At 68.3% G+C, this 18384-nt stretch carries 24 protein-coding genes; 21 read left to right on the top strand and 3 right to left on the bottom strand.

Translation table 11 applies throughout. The features are described from left to right. The 16 genes from rplR (at position 1) to truA (ending at position 11889) form a co-directional block, all read left to right on the top strand. Positions 1-360 (top strand): 50S ribosomal protein L18, encoded by a 360-nt coding sequence (rplR, locus tag AC0NZN_RS07240; RefSeq protein WP_474591597.1) that lies wholly within the window; start codon positions 1-3, stop codon positions 358-360. 20 nt (positions 361-380) lie between these two features. Next, positions 381-1034: a 30S ribosomal protein S5 gene (rpsE, locus tag AC0NZN_RS07235; protein ID WP_474591596.1), complete on the top strand. Its 654-nt coding sequence runs from the start codon at positions 381-383 to the stop codon at positions 1032-1034. After that, positions 1034-1219, top strand: a complete 186-nt coding sequence (rpmD, locus tag AC0NZN_RS07230; RefSeq protein WP_018171461.1) for a 50S ribosomal protein L30 — start codon at positions 1034-1036, stop codon at positions 1217-1219. Before rpsE ends, rpmD begins: the two co-directional genes overlap by 1 nt. Further along, positions 1219-1794: a 50S ribosomal protein L15 gene (rplO, locus tag AC0NZN_RS07225; protein ID WP_474591595.1), complete on the top strand. Its 576-nt coding sequence runs from the start codon at positions 1219-1221 to the stop codon at positions 1792-1794. The genes rpmD and rplO overlap by 1 nt, the downstream gene beginning before the upstream one ends. Positions 1795-1968: 174 nt before the next feature. Beyond that, a complete protein-coding gene (gene secY, locus AC0NZN_RS07220) occupies positions 1969-3297 on the top strand; it encodes a preprotein translocase subunit SecY (protein WP_474591594.1) in 1329 nt (442 codons plus the stop codon). Further along, positions 3294-3905, top strand: a complete 612-nt coding sequence (locus AC0NZN_RS07215) for an adenylate kinase (protein WP_474591593.1) — start codon at positions 3294-3296, stop codon at positions 3903-3905. Before secY ends, AC0NZN_RS07215 begins: the two co-directional genes overlap by 4 nt. Positions 3906-3932: 27 nt before the next feature. Next, positions 3933-4766, top strand: coding sequence for a type I methionyl aminopeptidase (gene map / locus AC0NZN_RS07210; protein WP_474591592.1), 834 nt, complete (start codon positions 3933-3935; stop codon positions 4764-4766). Between the two features lie 100 nt (positions 4767-4866). Continuing rightward, the gene (locus AC0NZN_RS07205; protein ID WP_474591591.1) at positions 4867-5538 is read left to right on the top strand and encodes a DsbA family protein; all 672 of its coding nucleotides are present in this window, start codon (positions 4867-4869) and stop codon (positions 5536-5538) included. Positions 5539-5689: 151 nt separating this feature from the next. Next, positions 5690-7663, top strand: coding sequence for a choice-of-anchor A family protein (locus AC0NZN_RS07200; RefSeq protein ID WP_474591590.1), 1974 nt, complete (start codon positions 5690-5692; stop codon positions 7661-7663). Positions 7664-7810: 147 nt separating this feature from the next. Further along, positions 7811-8032, top strand: a complete 222-nt coding sequence (gene infA / locus AC0NZN_RS07195) for a translation initiation factor IF-1 (protein ID WP_013583992.1) — start codon at positions 7811-7813, stop codon at positions 8030-8032. Positions 8033-8100: 68 nt separating this feature from the next. Beyond that, positions 8101-8217: a 50S ribosomal protein L36 gene (gene rpmJ / locus AC0NZN_RS07190; RefSeq protein WP_005050492.1), complete on the top strand. Its 117-nt coding sequence runs from the start codon at positions 8101-8103 to the stop codon at positions 8215-8217. A 155-nt stretch (positions 8218-8372) separates the two neighbouring features. Next, a complete protein-coding gene (gene rpsM, locus AC0NZN_RS07185) occupies positions 8373-8753 on the top strand; it encodes a 30S ribosomal protein S13 (RefSeq protein ID WP_474591589.1) in 381 nt (126 codons plus the stop codon). Positions 8754-8787: 34 nt separating this feature from the next. Next, on the top strand, positions 8788-9186 hold the full coding sequence (rpsK, locus tag AC0NZN_RS07180; RefSeq protein ID WP_029145883.1) for a 30S ribosomal protein S11: 399 nt from the start codon (positions 8788-8790) through the stop codon (positions 9184-9186). Between the two features lie 147 nt (positions 9187-9333). Continuing rightward, complete coding sequence (locus tag AC0NZN_RS07175) at positions 9334-10323, top strand: DNA-directed RNA polymerase subunit alpha (protein WP_474591588.1); 990 nt, start codon at positions 9334-9336, stop codon at positions 10321-10323. 77 nt (positions 10324-10400) lie between these two features. Next, positions 10401-10961 (top strand): 50S ribosomal protein L17, encoded by a 561-nt coding sequence (rplQ, locus tag AC0NZN_RS07170; RefSeq protein ID WP_474591587.1) that lies wholly within the window; start codon positions 10401-10403, stop codon positions 10959-10961. Positions 10962-11043: 82 nt separating this feature from the next. Continuing rightward, positions 11044-11889 (top strand): tRNA pseudouridine(38-40) synthase TruA, encoded by an 846-nt coding sequence (truA, locus tag AC0NZN_RS07165; protein WP_474591586.1) that lies wholly within the window; start codon positions 11044-11046, stop codon positions 11887-11889. Here truA and AC0NZN_RS07160 read toward each other — a convergent pair. Then, positions 11804-12244, bottom strand: a complete 441-nt coding sequence (locus AC0NZN_RS07160) for a hypothetical protein (protein WP_474591585.1) — start codon at positions 12242-12244, stop codon at positions 11804-11806. The two genes, truA and AC0NZN_RS07160, sit on opposite strands and share 86 nt — an antisense overlap. Before the next feature lie 91 nt (positions 12245-12335). Between AC0NZN_RS07160 and AC0NZN_RS07155 the strand changes: the two genes are divergently transcribed. The 5 genes from AC0NZN_RS07155 (at position 12336) to glmM (ending at position 15770) form a co-directional block, all read left to right on the top strand. Next, a complete protein-coding gene (locus AC0NZN_RS07155; RefSeq protein WP_474591584.1) occupies positions 12336-13079 on the top strand; it encodes an endonuclease/exonuclease/phosphatase family protein in 744 nt (247 codons plus the stop codon). 36 nt (positions 13080-13115) lie between these two features. Next, complete coding sequence (locus AC0NZN_RS07150) at positions 13116-13280, top strand: hypothetical protein (RefSeq protein ID WP_474591583.1); 165 nt, start codon at positions 13116-13118, stop codon at positions 13278-13280. Positions 13281-13459: 179 nt separating this feature from the next. Beyond that, on the top strand, positions 13460-13906 hold the full coding sequence (rplM, locus tag AC0NZN_RS07145) for a 50S ribosomal protein L13 (RefSeq protein ID WP_474591582.1): 447 nt from the start codon (positions 13460-13462) through the stop codon (positions 13904-13906). Positions 13907-13932: 26 nt separating this feature from the next. Next, a complete protein-coding gene (gene rpsI, locus AC0NZN_RS07140; RefSeq protein WP_474591581.1) occupies positions 13933-14406 on the top strand; it encodes a 30S ribosomal protein S9 in 474 nt (157 codons plus the stop codon). Between the two features lie 8 nt (positions 14407-14414). After that, positions 14415-15770 (top strand): phosphoglucosamine mutase, encoded by a 1356-nt coding sequence (gene glmM, locus AC0NZN_RS07135; protein ID WP_474591580.1) that lies wholly within the window; start codon positions 14415-14417, stop codon positions 15768-15770. A 3-nt stretch (positions 15771-15773) separates the two neighbouring features. Here the strand turns inward: glmM and AC0NZN_RS07130 are convergent, their stop codons facing one another. After that, complete coding sequence (locus tag AC0NZN_RS07130; RefSeq protein ID WP_474591579.1) at positions 15774-16706, bottom strand: Ppx/GppA phosphatase family protein; 933 nt, start codon at positions 16704-16706, stop codon at positions 15774-15776. A 92-nt stretch (positions 16707-16798) separates the two neighbouring features. Beyond that, on the bottom strand, positions 16799-18286 hold the full coding sequence (locus tag AC0NZN_RS07125; RefSeq protein WP_474591578.1) for a peroxidase family protein: 1488 nt from the start codon (positions 18284-18286) through the stop codon (positions 16799-16801). Positions 18287-18384 lie beyond the last annotated feature (98 nt).

The raw sequence follows: 18384 nt of genomic DNA, 5'->3' as shown, positions 1-18384 counted from the left end.
ATGGCTGTGAAGTCGAAGTCCGACGCGCGTTCGCGTCGTCACGCCCGCCTTCGCAAGAAGATCGTCGGCACCGAGTTGCGCCCGCGTCTCGTCGTCAACCGCTCCGCGCGCCACGTGTTCGTGCAGCTGGTCGACGACAGCACGGGCCACACGGTGGCCTCGGCCTCGACTCTCGAGGCCGACCTCCGCTCGTTCGACGGCGACAAGACGGCCAAGGCGCGCAAGGTCGGCGAGATCGTCGCCGAGCGCGCGAAGGCCGCCGGCATCTCGGATGTCGTGTTCGATCGCGGCGGCAACCGCTATGCCGGCCGTGTCGCGGCGATCGCCGAAGGCGCCCGCGAGGGAGGGCTGAACCTGTGAGTGACATCAAGGAGACCGAAGTGACTGCGACCGAGCAGGCCGCGCCCGAGCAGGCGCAGGCGGAGCGAGAGCCCCGTCGCGGCGGCCGCGAGCGCAACCCCAACCGCGACCGTGGTTCGCGCGACCGCAACGAGAGCCAGTTCCTCGAGCGCGTCGTGACGATCAACCGCGTGTCGAAGGTCGTCAAGGGTGGCCGCCGCTTCAGCTTCACGGCGCTGGTCGTCGTGGGCGACGGCAACGGCGTCGTGGGCGTCGGCTACGGCAAGGCCCGCGAGGTGCCCCTGGCGATCTCGAAGGGCGTCGAAGAGGCGAAGCGGAACTTCTTCCGCGTGCCGCGCACCGGCTCGACCATCCCGCACCCGGTGCAGGGTGAGGCCGCTGCCGGCGTCGTCCTGCTGCGTCCGGCCGCGGCCGGTACCGGTGTCATCGCGGGCGGCCCCGTCCGCGCGGTGCTCGAGTGCGCCGGCATCCACGATGTCCTGTCGAAGTCGCTCGGCTCGTCGAACACGATCAACATCGTGCACGCGACTGTCGAAGCGCTGAAGCAGCTCGAGGAGCCTCGCGCCGTCGCCGCCCGTCGCGGTCTGGAGTTCGACCAGGTTGCGCCCGCGCGCCTGGTGCGCGCTGAGGCCGAGGCGGCCGCGGCTGCGCGCGAGCAGAAGGTAGGTGCCTGATGGCTGCGCGTCTGAAGGTCACGCAGGTCAAGTCCAAGGTGAGCGAGAAGCAGAACCAGCGCGACACGCTGCGTTCGCTCGGTCTGAAGCGGATCGGCGACTCGGTCGTCCGTCCCGACGACGCGCAGACGCGCGGCTACGTCCGGACCGTCGCACACCTCGTGAAGGTTGAGGAGATCGACTAATGGCTGACAAGAAGGACGAGACGGCGGAGACCGTCGCGACCGAGAAGCCCGCCAAGAAGGCAGCCGCCAAGAAGCCGGCCGCCGCCAAGAAGGCGCCCGCCAAGGCGACGGAGAAGAAGGATGCCCCGGCATCCCGTCCCGGCGTCCTGAAGGTGCACCACCTGCGTCCGGTCCCCGGCGCCAACACCGCCAAGACGCGCGTCGGCCGTGGTGAGGGCTCGAAGGGCAAGACCGCGGGCCGCGGCACCAAGGGCACGAAGGCCCGCTACCAGGTGAAGGTCGGCTTCGAGGGCGGCCAGATGCCGCTGCACATGCGCACTCCGAAGCTGCGCGGGTTCAAGAACCCGTTCCGCGTCGAGTACCAGGTGGTCAACCTCGACAAGCTCGCCGAGCTCTACCCGTCCGGTGGCGACGTCACCGTCGGCGACCTGGTCGCCAAGGGTGCGGTGCGCAAGAACGAGAAGGTCAAGGTGCTCGGCACCGGCGACATCTCGGTCAAGCTCAACGTGACGGTCGACAAGGTCTCGGGTTCCGCCGAGCAGAAGATCGTCGCCGCAGGCGGCACCGTCAAGTAAATCGACAGGCAGGGGCCGGGGGACACCTCCCGGCCCCTTCCGTCACTCCGGCCCCGCTCCGCAGCCCTCCACAACCTGGCGGTGGGATCCTCCGCCCTGGGTTACGCTGGTGGTCTGCGCGTCGTGCACTGACCAGTGCACCGTGCGCGCCGGCATCCCTCTGGAGGAATCCTCTTGTTCAGCGCCATCGCGCGGGTCTTCCGCACTCCCGACCTGCGGCGGAAGATCGGCTTCACACTGGCGATCATCGCCATCTACCGCCTCGGCGCCCACGTGCCGACGCCCTTCGTCGACTTCGGCAACGTTCAGCAGTGTCTCGCCGCCAGTGGCGGCGCCACCGGCCTGCTCTCGCTCGTCAACCTCTTCTCGGGCGGTGCGCTGCTGCACCTCTCGATCTTCGCGCTGGGCGTCATGCCGTACATCACGGCAACGATCATCATCCAGCTGCTGCGCGTGGTCATCCCGCACTTCGAGACCCTCTACAAGGAGGGCCAGTCGGGCCAGTCACGTCTCACGCAGTACACGCGCTACCTGACCATCGCGCTCGCGCTGCTGCAGTCGACGACGCTCGTCACGGTCGCCCGCGCGGGCGGCAGCCAGCTCTTCGGCATCCAGGGCGTGCCCGCGTGCGACCAGCTCCTCACCAACGACGCGTGGTGGGCGATGATGCTCATGATCCTGACGATGACCGCCGGCACCGGCCTCATCATGTGGTTCGCCGAGCTCGTCACCGAGCGCGGCGTCGGAAACGGCATGTCGATCCTCATCTTCACGTCGATCGCCGCGTCGTTCCCGGCCGCCATGATCGCCATCTGGCAGGCGAAGGGCTTCGAGGTCTTCGCGCTCGTCATCCTGGTCGGCATCATCATCGTGTCGCTCATCGTGTTCGTCGAGCAGTCGCAACGACGCATCCCGGTGCAGTACGCGAAGCGGATGGTGGGTCGCCGCACCTACGGCGGCACCAACACCTACATCCCGATCAAGGTCAACATGGCGGGTGTCGTGCCGGTCATCTTCGCCTCCTCGGTGCTCTACATCCCCGCCCTCATCGCGCAGTTCAACCAGCCCAAGGCCGGCCAGAACGCGCAGCCGTGGGTGGTCTGGGTCACGCAGTACCTGACCAAGGGCGACCACCCGCTCTACTGGCTGCTGTACTTCCTCCTGATCGTCGGCTTCACGTACTTCTACGTGGCCATCACGTTCAACCCGGTCGAGGTCGCGGACAACATGAAGAAGTACGGCGGATTCATCCCCGGCATCCGTGCCGGGCGGCCCACCGCCGAGTACCTCGACTACGTGCTGACGCGCATCACGCTGCCCGGCTCGATCTATCTCGGTCTGGTGGCGCTGATCCCGCTGATCGCCCTGGCGACGGTGAGCGCGAATCAGAACTTCCCGTTCGGTGGAACGTCGATCCTCATCATGGTCGGCGTCGGCCTCGAGACGGTGAAGCAGATCGACTCGCAGCTGCAGCAGCGCCACTACGAAGGGCTTCTCCGATGACGCGGACCGGCAGCCCGGCGAGGCTCCTGATCGTGGGCCCCCAGGGGTCGGGCAAGGGCACGCAGGGCGCGCGCATCGCGGAGCTGTTCGGCATCCCGACGGTGTCGACCGGCGACGTCTTCCGCACGAACATCGCGCAGGGGACCGAGCTCGGCCGCCGAGTCCAGGCGATCATCGAGGCGGGCGACCTGGTTCCGGACGCGCTGACCGGTGAGGTCGTGCGCGATCGCCTGGCTCAGCCGGATGCCGCTGGCGGCTTCCTGCTCGACGGCTACCCGCGCAATCTCGGCCAGGTGTCGGACCTCGACTCCTTCCTGGACGGGCGCGACGAGCAGCTGACGTCCGTCATCGAGCTCAGCGTGCCGCGCGAGGAGAGCATCGCCCGGCTCGAGCTGCGCGCGGCCGAGCAGGGGCGCACAGACGACACGGCCGAGGTCATCGCGAACCGGCTGGCGATCTACGAGCGCGAGACGGCGCCCATCCTGGACGTCTATCGCGAGCGTGGCATCGTCGATGAGATCGACGGCGTCGGCACGCTCGACGAGATCACGGATCGCATCGTGGACGCCCTCGAGGCTCGCGGCCTGGTGCGCCGGGCTGCGGCCTGACGTGCATCCGGACCGGGTGACATGCTGATGGGGCTGCGGCGGTCGATCTACAAGTCGCCCGCGCAGCTGCGGGCGTTGGTGGAGCCAGGACTCATCACGGCGGCTTCTCTGGAAGCGGTGCGCGATCTCGTGCAGCCCGGCGTCACGACGCGGGAACTGGATGCCGCGGCCCACGGCGTCATCACGGGCCGTGGTGCGGTGTCCAACTTCCAGATGGTCCGCCGCTACCGCCACACGGTGTGCACCTCCGTCAACGAGCAGGTGGTCCACGGCATCCCCGGCGACCGCGTCCTGCAGCCCGGCGACATCGTCTCCATCGATTCCGGCGCCGAGTTCAAGGGATGGAACGGCGATTCGGCGATCACGATCGTCGTGCCCGATCCCGCCCGGCCCGAACTCGTCGCCGCCCGCGAGGAGCTCTCGCGCGTCACCGAGCGGTCGCTGTGGGCGGGCATCGCGGCCCTGTCGACGGCGAAACACCTCGGTGAGGTGGGCGCCGCCATCCAGGACGCGATCGAGGATGCGGGGCACGGCTACGGCATCCTCCGCGACTATGTCGGACACGGCATCGGCCGCAAGATGCACGAATCTCCGTCGATCTTCAACTACCGCGTCTCGGATCCGGGACCGGAGGTGCGCCCGGGCCTGGCCGTCGCCATCGAGCCGATGGTCGTCGCGGGCAGCGAGGCGACCTACGTCGAGGACGACGACTGGACGGTCTCCACGATCGACGGCTCGGACGGTTCGCACTGGGAGCACTCGGTCGCCGTGCACGAGGGAGGCATCTGGGTGCTCACGGCTCCCGACGGCGGTGCCGCGGGGCTCGCGAGCTTCGGAGTGACCCCGCAGCCCATCGACTGAGTCCCCGTCCTGACGTGACGGACAGGTCGCTCACGGGATCGGCATAGAGATCTCGTGGATGATGGAGACGCACCCCGCTCGAAAACGGAGAAAGACGTACATGGCAACCACAGCCCGCAAGACGAACTGGTTCGCGATCTGGGTCAGCATCGCCGTCGTGGCGGTTCTCGCCGTCGTGACCGTCCTGGTCGTCGTGATGAACACCCAGACTTCCCCTCCTGGGGATAAGCCGCAGTCCTCGCACATCACCTCCTCGGGTGCGATCGTCTTCGGCGACTCGAAGACCAACACCGTCACGACGTACGTCGACTTCCTGTGCCCGATCTGCAACGAGTTCGAGCAGAGCGAGGGCGCCACGATCAAGACCGCGGTCGACGGTGGCAAGACGACTCTCGAGGTCGTCCCTGTCGCGATCCTCGATCAGCACACCAACCCCCCTGGCTATTCGAGCCGTGCCGGATCGGCGATGTACTCGGTCGTCATCCACGACTACGCCAACGCGTACGCGTTCATGCAGGCGATGTACGCCAACCAGCCCCAGGAGGGCTCGGCAGGGCTCACCGATCAGCAGATCATCGACGTGGCCAAGAACGCCGGCGTCAACATGACGCCTGCGCTCGAGAACGAGATCAAGTCGAACAAGTACCAGAAGTACGTCCTCGCCCAGCAGCTACCGCAGGGAGCGACTGGCACGCCGACGCTCGTCGTCAACGGCACGCAGATCCCGGTCACGATGAACCCCGCGACCGACATTACGCCGCACCTCAAGTAGTCGCTCGCGCAGCGAACAGAACGGGGGTGGATGCCGCGGCATCCACCCCCTTCCGTTTTTGGTCGGCGATTTCCGTCCTGCGAAAGAGTCGGACAGAATGGTGGGATTCGTTTCTGCGCCACACCCGAGTGGCGTGGGGGGAGGACGAACCGTGATATTCGCGCGCATTTTTTGGGGTCGGCGCTCCACCGCCACGGTCGCAGCACTGGGGGTGATTGCGGGGGTGGCGCTCGCGGGCGTCGGCTTGGTGCACGCCTCGCCAGGCAACGCTGCGACCGAGGACCACACGTGCCCGCCCGGAACGCTGCCGCCGCCCAACAACGGCGACCCTGATGCGTGGACGGACAACAACGTCGCCGTGTACGCAGGCAAGGATCTGCACGTGTCGGATGGAGCCGCCGAGATCGAAGGGCTTTTGGTCACCGGTCGCAACGCCGTCATCGACAAGCAGGGCATCGTCAACATCGGGTCGGTCGGTGTCGGCTCCAGCACGGCGCCGGGGGGCGGCACGACGATGTTCGCCGTGGGTGGCGATCTGACCATCGGGTCGAACGCGCACATCGACGTCGGATTCAGCGTGACGGATGACAACGGAACCGTCGTGGGTGGCAACGTCGACGTCGGGGGCACGACCTCTCCGCTCTACGTGGACCCGAATCCCGGCGGCAGCAACCACGACGTTCCGCCGTACGTGATGAACGGCGGAACGCTGACGCAGAACATGGGTGTGCAAGCCCTCGCGCCGTGGACGGGCTGGAGCGACACGCTGACACAGGAGTCCGCAGCATTCTCGGCGAAGGCCGTGACGGGGACGTCCGCTTTCCAGAGCGGCGTGCTGACCTTCACATCCACCGCCCCCTTGGCCGACCCGCAGGTCTTCACGGTGTCAGGCTCGATACTGGCGGACGCCGAGAACGTGGCGTTCGACGGCATCCCGAGCACGACCCGATCCGTCATCGTCAACGTGACGGGGGCCGGGCCGATCGACTTCGCCCCGAACATGTTCTTCGAAGAGGGCGCGTTGGCCAATGACTGGTCGTCGGGCGATCTCTTCGGCAAGGTCGCCCAGCGCACGATGTGGAATTTCGCGGACTCCGCGGATGTCACGCTGGGGGGCAGCAGCCAGGTACTGGGGTCGATCCTGGTGCCGCACGCCAACGCGGTGGACGCGGCGCCGACACTGACGATCACCGCCAGCACGAACGGCCGGGTCCTGACGAACGGCTCGATCGTGATGAATGGACAAGGCAATGAGCTGCACAACTACCCGTGGAACTCGGCACCTTTCCAATGCCTCGATGCGCCTGGCGCGTTCGTGATCACGAAGAGTGTTCGCGGGAACGACGCCCCCGCGAACGTGCTGTTCACCGGTGCGTTCGAATGCCTTCTGGACGGCACGGTGGTCGCATCCGGCGACTGGTCCGCCCTCGGGGGCGGCGACTCCGGCAGGATCGAAGTGCCCATCGACTCCTCATGCAGCGTCACCGAGAACTCTCCTCCGCAGAGCGCCGCGGGAACGTGGGGGACACCGACGATCACCGGCTCGCCGGCGACGATCACGGCCGAGTCGGATCTGACCCCCGTCGTCGTGTCGATCGTCAACCACTGGAGCTCGCTGCCGCCGACGAACATGGGCGCGTTCACCATCACCAAGGTGGTCGACGGAGCGGGCGCGCCCGCCCTCGTCTTCACCGGCTCCTGGAGTTGCAGCCTCGACGGCACGATCGTCGCGAACGGCACGTGGTCGGCCGCGGCCGGAGCCACCGACGGCCCGTTCGCCGCGCCCGTCGGCGCCTCATGCGAGGTGACCGAACGAACGCCGCCGGCCGGTCCGGGCGGAGCATGGGCGACACCCGTGATCAGCGGAAGCCCCGTGACGATCGCCGCCGGCTCTGCGAATACTCCGGCGCGGGTGGGCGTCGCCAACGAGTGGGTCGAAGGGGCGCCCAACCCCACACCCACTCCGACCCCCGACCCCACCGTGTCGTCCACGCCCACGCCCACGCCGGGGTCGCTGGCGAGGACGGGTGGTCAGGCCGCCCTGTGGGTCGTGCCGGTCGGCCTCGCACTGATGGCGGCCGGCGGGGCGGCGATGTGGATGACCGTTCGGCGCCGCACACGATGACGGAGAGGGTGCGGCGGAGCCGAGTTGCCGCTGCATCCTCTATCGCATACACTTGATCTTTGGTGCCTTGCGCCTGCTTCGGCGTGTCTCGGTACCAACTCCATCCATCCACCGCAGACCGACCGTCTGCAGAAGCGAAGCGAGGCTATGGCCAAGAAAGACGGTGTCATCGAGATCGAGGGCACAGTGTCAGAGGCTCTGCCCAACGCGATGTTCCGCGTTGAGCTGACCAACGGACACAAGGTGCTCGCCACGATCTCCGGCAAGATGCGACAGAACTACATCCGCATCATTCCGGAGGACCGCGTGGTCGTGGAGCTGAGCCCCTACGACCTCACCCGCGGCCGCATCGTCTACCGCTACCGCTAGACCGGTCGGAAAGTAACGCCCCGGGCACAGCTGTGCCCGCCCGGCGAAGACAGCGAACAGGAACAGACATGAAGGTCAACCCCAGCGTCAAGCCCATCTGCGATCACTGCAAGGTGATCCGCCGCCACGGCCGCGTGATGGTCATCTGCAAGAGCAACCCGCGTCACAAGCAGCGCCAGGGCTGAGCATCTGCTCGACCGGATGCCGCGGACCGCGGCATCCGGGCTCCACAACTCAATACACACACAGGCAGGATCAGAACCCGCAAGGGGGACACCTCGGGGCGGAGGCCCGGGCACCGATCCTGCTCCACACCTCCCGACACTCCTAGGAGAGCCGCATGGCACGTCTTGCCGGCGTCGACATCCCGCGTGACAAGCGCGTGGTCATCGCCCTGACCTACATCTACGGCATCGGCCGTACCCGCTCGAACGAGATCCTCACTGCGACGGAGATCGACGAGAACATCCGCGTCAAGGACCTCAGCGACGACCAGCTCGTCGCGCTCCGCGACTACATCGAGGGCACCTACAAGGTGGAGGGTGACCTCCGTCGCGAGGTGGCCGCCGACATCCGCCGCAAGGTCGAGATCGGCTCCTACGAGGGCATTCGCCACCGCCGTGGTCTGCCCGTGCGCGGCCAGCGCACCAAGACGAACGCTCGCACCCGCAAGGGCCCGAAGCGCACCGTCGCCGGCAAGAAGAAGGCCGGCCGCAAGTAAGCGCGCCCTGAAGGTTTAGGAGAGAAGAAGACTCATGGCACAGGCCAAGACTGCTGCGCGCAAGCCGCGCCGCAAGGAGAAGAAGAACATCGCGCTGGGCCAGGCCCACATCAAGTCGACGTTCAACAACACGATCGTCTCGATCACCGACCCGTCGGGCGCGGTCATCAGCTGGGCATCGTCGGGTGGCGTGGGCTTCAAGGGCTCGCGCAAGTCCACCCCGTACGCCGCGGGCATGGCCGCCGAGTCGGCTGCCCGTCAGGCCGCCGAGCACGGCGTCAAGAAGGTGGACGTCTTCGTGAAGGGCCCGGGCTCGGGTCGCGAGACCGCGATCCGCTCGCTGCAGGCCGCCGGCCTCGAGGTGGGGTCGATCCAGGACGTCACGCCGCAGGCGCACAACGGCTGCCGCCCGCCGAAGCGCCGCCGCGTCTGATCTCGCTGTGCCGGGACGCTCCTTCGGGCGCGTCCCGGCTCACGCGTGTCTCATGGATGCCTCGCGTCGAGGCATCCCGATCACAACTCCACACCTCATCCAACTAGCGAGTGTCAAATAGCGGGCACTCAGCCGAAAGGAACCATAGTGCTCATCGCACAGCGTCCCACCCTGACCGAGGAGAAGATCGGGGAGTTCCGCAGCCGGTTCGTCATCGAGCCCCTGGAGCCCGGCTTCGGTTACACGATCGGAAACGCGCTGCGCCGCAGCCTCCTGTCGTCGATCCCCGGCGCGGCCGTCACCAGCATCCGCATCGACGGCGTGCTGCACGAGTTCAGCACCATTCCGGGTGTCAAGGAGGATGTCACCGAGATCATCCTCAACATCAAGCAGCTCGTCGTCTCGAGCGAGCGCGACGAGCCCATCACCGCTTACCTGCGCAAGACGGGTGCGGGCGAGGTCACGGCCGCCGACATCTCCGCTCCTGCGGGCGTCGAGGTCCGCAACCCCGAGCTGGTCATCGCGACGTTGAACGACTCGGCGCGCTTCGAGCTCGAGCTCACCATCGAGCGCGGCCGCGGCTACGTCTCGGCCACGCAGAACCGCAACGAGTACGCCGAGGCCGGTCAGATCCCGATCGACTCGATCTACTCGCCGGTGCTCAAGGTCAGCTACCGCGTCGACGCGACCCGTGCCGGCGAGCGCACCGACTTCGACAAGCTCGTGCTGGACGTCGAGACGAAGTCCTCGATCGCCCCGCGCGACGCCGTCGCTTCGGCTGGTCGCACCCTGACCGAGCTGTTCGGTCTGGCGCGCGAGCTCAACGTCGAGGCCGAGGGCATCGAGATCGGCCCGGCGCCGGTCGAGACGGTGCTGTCGAACGAGCTGTCGATGCCGATCGAGGATCTCGATCTGTCGGTCCGCTCGTACAACTGCCTCAAGCGCGAGGGCATCAACACGGTCAGCGAGCTCGTCGCCCTGTCGGAGACGCAGCTCATGAACATCCGCAACTTCGGACAGAAGTCGGTCGACGAGGTGCGCGACAAGCTCGTCTCACTCGGCCTGTCGCTGAAGGACTCGGTCCCCGGGTTCGACGGCGCGCACTTCTACGGCGGATACGACGACGAGACCGTCTAAGCAGCGTCCGCACATCGCGACCGTCGGTTCCTGACGACAGCGCGTACCGACTCTCTTCACCCCTGGAGTAACTGAGAATGCCCAAGCCCACGAAGGGACCCCGCCTCGGAGGCGGCCCCGCACACGAGCGTCTCCTGCTGGCGAACCTGGCCTCGGCCCTGTTCATCCACAAGAGCATCACCACCACCGAGACCAAGGCGAAGCGCCTGCGTCCGCTGGCCGAGCGTCTCGTGACGTTCGGCAAGCGCGGCGACCTGCACGCTCGTCGTCGCGTGCTGTCGGTCCTCGGCAACAAGGAGGCCGTGCACGTCCTCTTCGCCGAGATCGCGCCGCTGGTCGAGCACCGTGAGGGCGGATACACCCGCATCACCAAGATCGGCAACCGCAAGGGCGACAACGCTCCCATGGCTGTGATCGAGCTCGTCCTCGAGCCCGTCTCGCCGAAGTCGAAGGCCAAGAAGTCCGCCCCGGCCGCCGAGAAGCCGGCTGCGCCGGTCGAGGAGGCGCCGGTCGAGGAGGAGGCCCCCGAGGCCGCCGAGGACGCCACCGTCGAGGAGGCTCCCGTCGAGGAGGCGCCCGTCGAGGCCGATGCCGCCCTCGAGGAGGCCCCCGAGGCCGCCGCGGAGAAGTCCGAGTAAGGCTCTCCACACCACGTCGAGAAGGCCCGCACCCCCTGGGGTGCGGGCCTTCCGCGTATCCGGATGCCGATAGCCTGGGCGGGTGCGCATCCGGCTCGACATCGCCTATGACGGCACGCACTTCCGTGGCTGGGCGCGGCAGCCGGGGCTGCGCACGGTGCAGGGAATGCTCGAGGAGGCACTCGTCCGCATCCTGGGCGGCTCGGCACAGCTCGTCGTGGCCGGTCGCACCGATGCCGGCGTGCACGCCCGTGACCAGGTCGCCCACCTCGATCTCACATCGGAGCAGGAGGATCGGCTTCGGCCGCATCGGCCTGTGGAGGTCCACCACGACCCTGTCGAGGCGCTCGCGGCTCGAGTGCGCGGCGTTCTCGGCGCCTACCCCGATGTCACGGTCTCGCGCACGAGCGCGGCCCCCGAGGGGTTCGACGCACGGTTCTCGGCGGTCTGGCGGCGGTACGAGTACCGCATCGCCGACGATGTCGCCGGGTTCGACCCGCTCGAGCGCCACCGCACGACCACGGTGCGTGGACGGCTCGACGTCGAGGCGATGGATGCGGCGGCCCGCTCGCTCATCGGCCTCCACGACTTCGCCGCATACTGCAAGCCGCGTGAAGCGGCCACGACCATCCGGACGCTGCTGGAGTTCGACTGGCACCGGGACGCCGAGGGCGTCCTCATCGCGAACGTGCGGGCCGACGCCTTCTGTCACAGCATGGTGCGTGCGCTGGTGGGCGCGTGCGTGGCCGTGGGCGAGGGAAGGCTCGACGTCGGGGACGTCGCCGCGTTGCGGGATGCGGGGGAGCGCACGAGCGACTTCAAGGTGCTCGCCGCCCGCGGGCTCACGCTGGCAGAGGTCGGCTACCCGGACGACGGGCTGCTCGCGGCGCGCGCCGAACAGACGCGGGCTCGACGCGAGATCGACTGACCGAGGCGGCCACTGCGGAGCCGCCGAGCAGATCGACGATGGTGGATGCCACGGCCTTCTCGGCGAAGTTCGTGCCGGAGACGGCGGCGACGAGCGCCAGCGCCGCGTCCTCGATCGTCTGGGCCCGGCGCAGGGCCTCGCTGAGCGCCGCAATGTCGGCGTCGGCGTCCGCGACGACCTGTCGACGGCGGGAGCGCTCGGACTCATCGATCGTCATCGGATAGACGTCGTACTCCAAGGCGCGCGCCGCGTCGGCGCGGCGACGCCGGCTCAGCCGCAGGGCGCGCTCCGCCCCTTCGCGGGCCGCGCGGGCGGCCGCCACGGCCTCGTGGGCCCTTGCATGCGTGGTGCTCATTGATTCCTCCTCGACCCCGGATCAGGGGCGGCTATCGGCTTTCCGGGAAAGGCGCTCCCAGCGACGCGATCCCCGTATGGTGGGAGTGATCATGAGGGTGATTTCGTACAACCTCCGCAAACACCGGGCCGCGAGAGAACTCGCGGCGATCGTCGAGGCGCATGCCGCCGACATCCTGTGCCTGCAGGAGTGCGACACGACCGACATGCCGTTCGAGCTCGCCGGGCTGCGCCTCGCCGACTCGACACAGCGCAACCGGCTCGGACTCGCCGTCTACTACCGCGAGAACACCTATCGGACGCTCGAGGTGCGCTCGATGGCGTTGAAGAAGTCGCTCCACGACCGCGTTCTCAAGCCGGCCGAGGAGCGCATGCTCGGCGTACGGCTGCACGACATCGATGCGGGCCGCGAGATCATCGTCGCGTCCTTCCACGCCGCGCCGCTGACGGCCCTCAACTCGCTCCGGCGGCACCAGATCCGCGCCGCGCTCGAGGAGCTCGAACAGCTCGGCCCGGGTCTGCCGGCGCTCATGGTCGGCGACTACAACTACCCGGTCTTCAAGGAGAACCTCGGCCAGAAGATCCGCGAGCAGGGGTACGAGCTGACCCTCAGCGACGCCCACACCTACACGCGCTACCGCTTCTTCCGCGGCCACTACGACTTCGCCACCTCCGCCGGCTTCGACATCCAGGCAGTGCGCACGCTGCCGCAGGGGCTCAGCGACCACCTGCCGGTGCTCATCACCGCCGAGGTCGGCGCGCCGTCGGCATCGGCGGAGTCGCTGGAGAGCGGCGACGTGGAGGAGGGCACGGAGACCGGCACCGCGGGTGGGTAGGCTGGAGTCGTCGATTCGACCTGAGGGAGCCCCGGAATGTACATCGTCTGCCTGATCCTGTTCGTCGGGGGGATCATCCTGATGGGCCTGTCGTTCTCGCTGGTGCCCTTCCAGGCGCTGTTCTTCATCCTCGGTCTGCTCGCCGTGTGCGCCGCCCTCGCGATCCCGATCCACGTGTCGCGCTCCTCGCTCAACAAGTAGCGCCCGGCCGATTCGCGTCTGCATCCCTCTTCGCGTAGACTCTTCCTTTGGTGTCCGCCCTGCTGGCGTGACACCGCGAACGTGAGCCCTCCACTGGCGTGTTACGACCTCCTCGAGGAACGAACCACCCCGGAGCGGGATTCACGAACCTCTCCGTTCGACAAGAAAGCAGCACTATCGTGACGCGCACCTACACCCCGAAGGCTGGCGAGACCCAGCGCGAGTGGCTGGTCATCGACGCGACCGACGTCGTCCTCGGACGACTCGCCTCGCACGCGGCCGCGCTCCTCCGCGGAAAGCACAAGCCGACCTTCGCGAACCACATCGACACGGGTGACTTCGTCATCATCGTCAACGCCGGCAAGGTCGCGCTGACGGGTCAGAAGCTCACCAAGAAGATGGCGTACCGCCACTCGGGCTACCCGGGCGGCCTCAAGGCCGTCTCCTACGCGGAGCTCCTCGAGAAGAACCCCGTCCGCGCCGTGGAGAAGGCCGTCCGCGGCATGCTCCCGAAGAACAGCCTGGGCCGCCAGCAGCTCTCGAAGCTGAAGGTCTACGCCGGTGCCGAGCACCCGCACGCCGCCCAGCAGCCCAAGACGTTCACCTTCGACCAGGTCGCCCAGTAAGCGCCGCCAAGAATAAGGACACACTCGTGGCAGACATCGAAGAGACCACCTCTTACTCCACCGAGACGCCGGCCGACCTGGTCGCCGCCGACGTCGAGCGCCCCGTGCTCAGCGTCCCCGGCTCCGCCGTGGGTCGTCGCAAGCAGGCCATCGCCCGCGTGCGCCTGATCCCGGGCTCGGGCACGATCACCATCAACGGCCGCACGTTCGAGGACTACTTCCCGAACAAGCTGCACCAGCAGCTGGTCACCGACCCGTTCACGGTCCTCAACCTGACCGGCGCGTACGACGTCATCGCCCGCATCCAGGGCGGCGGCCCCTCGGGCCAGGCCGGTGCGCTGCGCCTCGGCATCGCCCGTTCGCTGAACGAGATCGACGTCGAGAACAACCGCCCGACCCTGAAGAAGGCCGGCTTCCTCTCGCGCGACGCTCGCGTGAAGGAGCGCAAGAAGGCCGGTCTCAAGAAGGCCCGCAAGGCTCCTCAGTACTCGAAGCGCTGATCGGTCCGATGCCCCTCTTCGGCACGGATGGGGTGCGGGGACTGGCCAACGGCCCCCTCACCGCAGATCTCGCGCTCACCCTGGCCCAGGCGACTGCCGTCGTCCTGGGCCAGGGCCGTTCTGCGGAGGCCCGCAAGGCCGCCGGCAAGCGCCTGACCGCGGTCGTCGCCCGTGACCCGCGCATCTCGGGCGAGTTCCTCGCTGCGGCCGTGGCCTCCGGCCTGGCTTCGTCGGGTGTCGACGTCCTCGACGCCGGCGTGCTCCCGACCCCGGCGACGGCGTTCCTCATCGCGGACATGGACGTCGACTTCGGCGTCATGGTGTCCGCCTCGCACAACCCCGCCCCCGACAACGGGATCAAGATCTTCGCGCGCGGCGGCGTCAAGCTGCCCGACGTCGTCGAGGCGCGCATCGAGAACGCCATGAGCGGTCCGAAGCTCCTGCCCACGGGCGCGGAGGTGGGCCGCATCCGCCGCTTCGCCGATGCCGAGGACCGCTACGTCGTCCACCTGCTCGGCTCCCTGCCGCATCGGCTCGACGGCATCCACGTCGTCCTCGACTGCGCGCACGGCGCCGCGTCCGGCGTTTCGCCGGAGACCTTCCGCGACGCGGGTGCTCGTGTCACGGTCATCGGTGCGGACCCGGACGGCCTCAACATCAACGACGGCGTCGGATCGACGCATCTCGACAAGCTCGCCGCGGCCGTCCTCGCGCACGGCGCGGATGTGGGCATCGCCCATGACGGCGACGCCGACCGGTGCCTCGCCGTCGACGCGAACGGCAAGGTCGTGGACGGCGACCAGATCATGGCGATCCTCGCGGTCTCCATGAAGGAGCGCGGCCACCTCAAGGACGACACGCTCGTCGCGACGGTGATGAGCAACCTCGGCCTGCATCGGGCGATGGCCGCTCAGGGCATCCGCGTCGAGCAGACCGCTGTCGGCGACCGCTATGTGCTGGAGCGCATGACCCAGGGCGGATTCTCGCTCGGGGGCGAGCAGTCCGGCCACGTCATCATGAGCGAGTACGCGACGACGGGCGACGGTCTGCTGACCGGCCTGCACCTCCTCGCCGAGATGGCGCGGAAGGGCACCTCGCTCGCGGAGCTCGCGTCGATCATGACGGTGTTCCCGCAGATCCTCGTGAACGTCAAGGGCGTCGACCGGACGCGCGTCGATGACGAGGGCGTGCAGGATGCAGTCGCCCGCGCGACCGCCGAGCTCGGCGTCTCCGGCCGTGTGCTGCTGCGACCGAGCGGTACGGAGCAGCTCGTGCGGGTGATGGTCGAGGCAGCCGATCAGGCCATCGCCGACGACGTGGCGCACCGTCTCGCTGACGTCGTGCGCGCGCGCATCGCGCTCTGACGATCAGCCCCAGACCATCGACTCGATGTAGCGCAGGAGCACGCCCTCGCGGAGGGCCCACGGTGAGACCTCGAGCTCGTCGACGTCGAGGGCGCGCATCGCCTCGTGCAGGACGATCGCGCCGGCGACGATCTGGAACGTCCGGTCCGGTGTGATGCCCGGCAGCTCCTGGCGTGCGGATGCGGGGATCCGGGCGAGGCGCGGGATCCACGAGCCGAGCGCCGAGCGCGGGAGCACCATGCGCTGGATGCCGCTCCAGCCCGGCACCGGGTATCCGGCCAGACGGGCCAGCGAGCGGATCGCCTTGGACGAGCCGACGACGTGGTCCGGGCGCGGCTGCGTGCGGAACTTCTCTGCCGCGGGCGCCAGGACGGCGCGGGCGTGCGCCCGCAGCTGCTCGACGGCGTCCTCCCCCGGCGGGTCGACGGGCAGGAACTGGACGGTCATGCGCCCCGCTCCGAGGGGGACGGATGCCGCCGCCTCCGGCAGCTCGTCGGGACCTGACGCGAGCTCCAGCGAGCCGCCGCCGATGTCGAACAGCATGATCTGCCCGGCTGACCAGCCGAACCACCGCCGGACGGCGAGGAACGTGTATTGCGCTTCCGTCTCTCCGCCGAGCACCTGCAGCGGCTGGCCGAGCGCCTCCTCGATCTCTGCGATGACGCTGTCTCCGTTGGTCGCCTCGCGCACGGCCGAAGTCGCCGTCGCGAGGAGCTCGTCGACGCTCTCGGCGTCGGCGATCGCGCGGGCCTGGGCGACGGCATCCACCAGCGCGCGCACGCCGTCCTCACTGATCGAGCCGTCGGGCTGCAGGAACCGCATGAGGCGCAGCACGGTGCGCTGACTCGTCGTCGCGAGCGGCCGGCCACCCGGGCGCACGTCGGCGACCAGCAGATGGACGGTGTTCGAGCCGATGTCGAGGACTCCGAGGCGCACTCGGGAAGCGTACCGGGTCAGGGTCGCGGGGCGCCGGTGCATGACACCGGCGCCCCGCTGTCGTCGCCCAGGGGGAGTCGGGCGACGAGTTCTTATGCGACGCCTGCGAAGCGCAGGAGGTCGATCATCTGGAAGTCGGTGTGCTGTCGAGCCGGATCGATCGTCGGCAGGAACGGCTGCCAGTCGGGATCCTGGGCGAGATAGGACGTGCTGTCGCCCTCGATGAGGCCCAGCATGACCTCGGCGACGATGCGTCCGCCGACCGGCCCGAGCCGCTCGCCGCCGCCTGCGACGTCGGCCTCGCGGAGCACGTAGAACCACAGCGGCGTGCGGTCGTCGAGACCGTACTGCTGCAGGTCGGCGAGATCGCTGCCGCGCAGCTCGGCCGCGTTCATCGCCCGCGCCACGCGCTGGCCCGAGGGCAGCGAGAACGTCAGGTGCCGCAGAAGGTTGCGCTGCGCGAGCGAGGACGGGTTGGTCTTGGCGTCCGGTCGCGCCACGACTGACCCCGGCAGCGTGAACAGCGCGGTCGAGAGAGTCGTGTCGATCTTCTTGTTGGGCCGGACGTTGCCGTCGCCGAAGTCGAAGAACGTCGGCCAGTCGACGAAGCGGCGCGGTGCGCGGCATCCACCGGAGAGGTCGTCCGGGTCGCCGGCCGGCAGCGAGTCCGCGGTGAAGATCATGCCGAAGAACGGCGTGCCGCCCGGGTTTCCCGTGAAGTTCGCGCGGTAGGACGGCCGGATCTGGCTGTGGCCGAAGCGGTACGCGGCGACCGAGAACTCCACCGGGATGTACGGCTGGTTGTTCCAGGAGTAGAACCTGCGGCCGTTCGTCAGGACGTCGGTGACCACGTCGTCGCCGCAGGTCTTGGTCAGGAAGTGGTGCACGACGATCCACTGGTAGTGCCAGCGGACGATCCGCTGCGCCTCGGCGAAGGCCTCTCCCGGGTTGGTGATCCCGAGGTCGCTGCGCACATAGTCGACGACCGCGTTGTGGAACCGCAGCATCCCGGTCTGCAGCTGCGAGATGATCAGGTTCTCGTCATCGCGCGGATCGCCGATGAGCGCGACGCCCTGGCTGTTGCGCGGCACGTCGCTCTTGCCGGGTGTGCCGGTCTCCTCCAGGAGCATGGCGATGCCCTGGCCCGCGTGATGGTCGTACAGATGGGGCGAGATGTTGGGGCCGGATCCGTAGATGTTGTCGAGGCCGAGACTGGGGGTGCGGAAGTTCGAGATCTGCTCGGGATCGACAGTGCGCGACAGGCTCGAGGTCGGGTCGAACGTGATGTCGTGGTCGATGAACTGCCCGAGGAAGGTGTCGCCGGCGACGTGCGTCGTGCTGTTGCGGTTGTGCTGCGACAGCGCCGGATCGACGATGAGCTGCACCGGTCCCGCGGAGAGGTCGTCCTGGGCATCCATGATGCCGCCCGGCTTGCCGATGTCCAGCAGCGCGGCGCGGATCTCCGGAGTGTCCGCGGCGAATGGAGGAAGCGACCCGAACATCCGGCCGAAGCGACCCGAGTCGTAGTACTTCGATCGCGGCGGGACGATGTCGACGGTGTACGAGCCGTGGCGGGTCATGATCTCTCCTCAAGGTGAGCGACGAGCGAGCGCCGCGATAGTCCACGTACTCCCGAGGAGGGATGCCTCCTGAGACTGATACATCGGCTCGCGCAGGT

The organism is Microbacterium sp. sgz311019, from assembly GCF_056135325.1.
Note: the sequence above shows the minus strand (reverse complement) of the source record. Positions and strands in the feature narration are given on the sequence as shown.